The sequence below is a fragment of the Colwellia sp. genome (assembly GCF_013215345.1).
Taxonomy (GTDB): Bacteria; Pseudomonadota; Gammaproteobacteria; order Enterobacterales; family Alteromonadaceae; genus Colwellia.
The window spans coordinates 1-4501 of sequence record NZ_JABSOV010000200.1; the positions used below are offsets into that span (position 1 = coordinate 1).

The window sequence follows — 4501 nt, forward strand, 5'->3', positions numbered from 1 at the left end:
TGCATCAGCCATGTGAAAATAATAGTGCCGAGCTAGTCAATGCTGTGGTCAGTAAATTTAACGGTAAAATAGAGCGAGATTGGTGGTTGAGTTCATTTACCGCCCTAAGTCGCAATATTCGTCATGCGGGTGTTTCTAATCCCGATCGAGATACTGATAACACTCGTACTCAGCTAAGCACTGCCGAGTTAAACAGTACCGAGTTAAACAATACCGAACTGAGTAATGCCGAGTTAAGCAGTACCGAACAGATTTGCTTTAAATTAGCTAAGGGTGCACATACCGGTAACTTATTACATGATATTTTAGAGCAAACGGATTTTTCTGCGCCCAATTGGCAAGATAGTCTAGAAAAGCCGATGCTTGTCTATGGAGAGTTAACTAGTGGCGGAGTAACTGGCACTGACAATACTTCATTTACTGAAGATGAATTAATTGCCTGGTTAGAGCAAGTACTAAGCGCGCCTTTTATTACTAGCACTAATGATAACGAGAAAATCACTAGTCTTGCTGAGCTTGAGCATAATAAAACCTTACGTGAAAGTGAGTTTTATTTTCCCATGCAAGGTCAGGGCACTAACGCGTTAGCTAAATTGCTAACCGATCACCGAAATAGTGCTCAGCGTAGTGGCAATAACGGCTCATCTAACACCTTAGCTAACACCTCAACTACCACTTCAACTGAAAGTTTAAAGTATCCAGTGATGTTACCCAGCTATAAAAAACTTAGCGGTATGATGCATGGCTTTATCGATTTGATTTTTGAACACCAAGGTAAATATTACCTGTGTGATTATAAATCGAGTCATTTAGGTGATAGCTTTCAAGATTATCAATTTGATGCGTTGCTCGATAATGTTGAGAAAAATTATTATGACTTACAGTATTTAATTTACTGCCTAGCACTACATCGTTATTTAAAACAAACACTGGTGGATTATGATGTCAGTGAACATTTTGGTGGTGTTTATTATCTATATTTGCGTGGTATGACGACAGCGCCCGAACATCAAGGTGCGGGTGTTTATTATCGTCAAATTACTGAGCAAGAAATCAATGATCTTGATGAATTATTTTCATCGGAAAATACTGGTCAGCAGGCTGTTCCTACGCAGTTAAATCAAGAGGAAGCTTAAAATGGTTGCAAGCAGAGTAGATAATATGAACAAACAAGTATATAACCATTTTAATCAAGTCAAAGAAGCTATCCAAGGTGTTGAAGCCATTGATTATTTCTTTGCTAAAGAGATGTTAACAGCCTTAGCTACTGAGAAAGTTGTTGAACAAAATAATCAGGATAGTCATCAAGAAAGTCATCAGAAAAATTTGTACCATGTGTTTTTAGCCTTAAGTGCAAGTTTACGTGCTGGGCACAGTTGTTTGCCGTTAAGTGAAATAGCCGAGCAACATTGGGGCAAAGGCGTTCCTGTAAAAAATATTGATAAAAGTGGTGATAAAAGTGAATTTAGCCATAGCGGCTTTATTTTTACCTCATTAACAGCGCTGAAAACACTATTAAGTGGGCTAAATATCCAAGCAGCAGATCAACAATTATTGGTGCTGCACAATGATAATTTATATTTGCGCCGCTATTTTAACTTTGAAAGTGACTTAGGCCATGCCATTAATATGCGCCTAGAGCAGCAATGCCAGTATGATAATGGACAAATTCAGCAATGTCTTTCGGCTTTATTCCCGGATGATCCCGCCCTAGAAATTGATTGGCAAAAGGTTGCTGTTGCTAATGCCATTAATAAAAACTTTAGTGTGATTGCTGGCGGACCAGGAACAGGTAAAACTTATACCGTTACTAAACTGTTAGCCGCACTCGTTATGTTACAACAAGCAAGTGAACAGGGCGCACAGGCGCTGAACATTGCTCTAGTAGCACCCACAGGTAAAGCGGCACAACGCTTGTCAGAATCTATTATTGACGCAATCACTGGTTTTAAAGACTTAATCGACGCTAAGGTATTGGCTGAAATCCCGACCCAAGCACAAACCGTTCATCGCCTATTAGGAGTATTACCCAATTCGCCTAATTTCAAACACCAAGCAGATAATCGCTTAGCCTATGACATTGTGCTGATAGATGAAGTCTCTATGGTTGATTTACCGTTAATGACCCGAATATTTCGAGGTCTAAAAGACAGCGCTAAAGTCATATTATTAGGTGATGCTGATCAATTGCCATCTGTCGCTGCGGGTAGTGTCTTAGCGGATATAGCGCCGCGTCCACACGGCGGTTATAGCGTTGGCAATGAACAATATTTAACACAAGTATGCCAGCTCGAAACAGAGCAACTGAATCAGTATTTCTCAGCAAATAAACAAAGTGAACAAATTCCACTAAGCAGTACGAATAGTCAAAGCACTAATACTCATAGTAATACTAATAACAGCAATGTTGATTATCTTTCTTTCTTGGTTAAATCAAGAAGATTTGACGGCAAAGGTGGTATTGGTTTAATTGCCAATAGTGTTATTCAAGGCGATGTTAACCGTAGTTGGCAGCTACTAAAAGATGCTCATAATCAAGAGCCTGGCCAGTTAGTGCTGGCTCAAGGTGAGCTTGCTAGTTGGTTAGCACCTTTGGTGAAACAGTATTACCAACCGATTGAGTCTTGTAGTCATGTTAGCGAGGCCTTTGCCTTATTAGCACAATTTAGAGTGCTATGTGCTACTAGGCAAGGTGATTATGGTGTTGAGCGTCTAAATGAAGTGATCAAAAGCTATCTAGGAAAACATAACGCCCCTTATCAGCAAAACCAGCAAACGCTTTATCATGGTCAGCCCATTATGATTAATGAAAATGACTACCGCTTAGGTTTATACAATGGTGATATTGGCATTTTGTGGCGTATTGTCGACCAAGCAGGTAAAACTCATCTTATGGCGTGTTTTGAAGACAGTAACCTTGAGAAAACAGCCCTTGAAAGTAAAACAGGTGAGAGCACTGAAGGTGCCCAGCAAGCGATAAGACAAATACTGCCGTCACGTTTACCGAAATTTGAAAGTGTTTATGCCATGACCATTCATAAAACCCAAGGTAGTGAGTTTTCTCATGTTGCTTTGGTTCTTTCTGCCGCAGAAAGTGAACAACTAAACAAGCAGCAAAGAGGTAGTAAGTTATTATCGCGAGAGCTACTTTACACCGGTATTACTCGGGCGAAAAAACAGCTGACCATAGCCGCTAACAAAGGGGTTTGGCAACAAGGTGTTAGCGGACAAGTTAAACGCCATTCTGGCTTAGTTTTATGCGCTAAGCGCGAAAAATGATAACATAGCGCTCAGTACTCGTTTTTATTTTACCTTTTATTTTTGATTTCTACTTCTAATAACTATCCAAGGATTTTAGTAAACCATGCAATTAATTGATATAAACAAAGCTCGTTATAGAAAACACCTAAATATTACCATTGTCGGCTTTATCAGCTCATTATTAGTGATGTCACTGCTTTTTGGCACTGTGCTTATAAGTCTATTTTCTAATGTTGGCGATGTGAATGAGCTAGTTAAAGGCGCAAGTGACATCATTGTTGATGGAGTACAAGCTGAGCCAGAATCTAATTTTAGCTACAATTTACTTGGCGTTATCCTGGCATTACTTGCCAATGCGGCCATTTTACACAGCATTAAAAATAGTGAGTATTTTACTGAGATTTATTATGTTTGGCAGGTAAAGCAATTACAAAACCTTGTTTACCGTAAACTTAAAAAAATTAAACTTGCTGCTAAAGAGGGCGAGAAAAACGCTTTGATCATTTTATCTTTTTACTATCAGAGCCAAATTCAAATATATAACCTTGATGATAATACCATTACCTTATCCAGTATTGAAAAGCACTTAGCGAAAGTTAACGACATGATTGCGACCAGCGGTTTAACAATAAATGCTGCCCAATTTGAAAAAAGTCTGCTAGCTTCATATTAGATCGCGAAAAGTTGCGACTATAATATTGAGCGAATACACTTGGCTTAACACATCTTATTCTAAGGAATAAACATGATAGGTCACATCACACTGGGTACTAATGATTTTGACAAGGGAATAACCATTCTCTTCAATCAATGCCTTGCCTCTAAGCCTTTTAACTCTCGCTGAGTGAGAAGAAACTTAATGGAATTGGTATTAGTTTATGATGAGTTTTTTAGTAGTATCGGGGCAGGTCGATTTTTAGAAACCGAGCAATTTGTTGCTTGGTCAACAGGTATGGAACACGCAGGTTTTTCCATCACTAAACCTTTTAATGGTGAGCCCGCTACCGTCGGTAATGGCACTATGATCGCCATTATGCTTGACTCAAATGAGCAAGTGAAAAGCTTTTATGACAAAGCCCTTAGCTTAGGTGCTACCTGTGAAGGAGGCCCTGGGCCACGTAGTGAGATGGCTGGTTTTTACGCGGCTTACTTCCGCGACTTAGACGGTAATAAACTCAATGCCTTCCATCTGGAAATTCCAGAGGGTTAACGCAAGGCGCTCTTAGCGAGACTGAGATTA

General features: G+C 39.5%; 4 protein-coding genes. All 4 read left to right on the forward strand.

Annotated features, from left to right (window positions below):
* Positions 1-1136, forward strand: a 1136-nt coding sequence (locus tag HRT50_RS17945) for a PD-(D/E)XK nuclease family protein (RefSeq protein WP_291617040.1), incomplete at its 5' end; no start/stop codon positions are given.
* Positions 1137-1161: 25 nt separating this feature from the next.
* Positions 1162-3279: an exodeoxyribonuclease V subunit alpha gene (gene recD, locus HRT50_RS17950; RefSeq protein WP_291617042.1), complete on the forward strand. Its 2118-nt coding sequence runs from the start codon at positions 1162-1164 to the stop codon at positions 3277-3279.
* An 85-nt stretch (positions 3280-3364) separates the two neighbouring features.
* Entirely contained in the window at positions 3365-3934 is a 570-nt protein-coding gene (locus HRT50_RS17955; RefSeq protein WP_291617044.1) for a DUF3087 family protein, read from the forward strand.
* Between the two features lie 186 nt (positions 3935-4120).
* The gene (locus HRT50_RS17960) at positions 4121-4471 is read left to right on the forward strand and encodes a VOC family protein (protein ID WP_291617046.1); all 351 of its coding nucleotides are present in this window, start codon (positions 4121-4123) and stop codon (positions 4469-4471) included.
* Positions 4472-4501: the final 30 nt, after the last annotated feature.

Bases quoted from the DNA above. Each gene is read 5' to 3' on its own strand.
- recD (WP_291617042.1), top strand. From the start codon at position 1,162: ATGAACAAACAAGTATATAACCATTTTAATCAAGTCAAAGAAGCTATC.
- HRT50_RS17955 (WP_291617044.1), top strand. From the start codon at position 3,365: ATGCAATTAATTGATATAAACAAAGCTCGTTATAGAAAACACCTAAAT.
- HRT50_RS17960 (WP_291617046.1), top strand. From the start codon at position 4,121: ATGGAATTGGTATTAGTTTATGATGAGTTTTTTAGTAGTATCGGGGCA.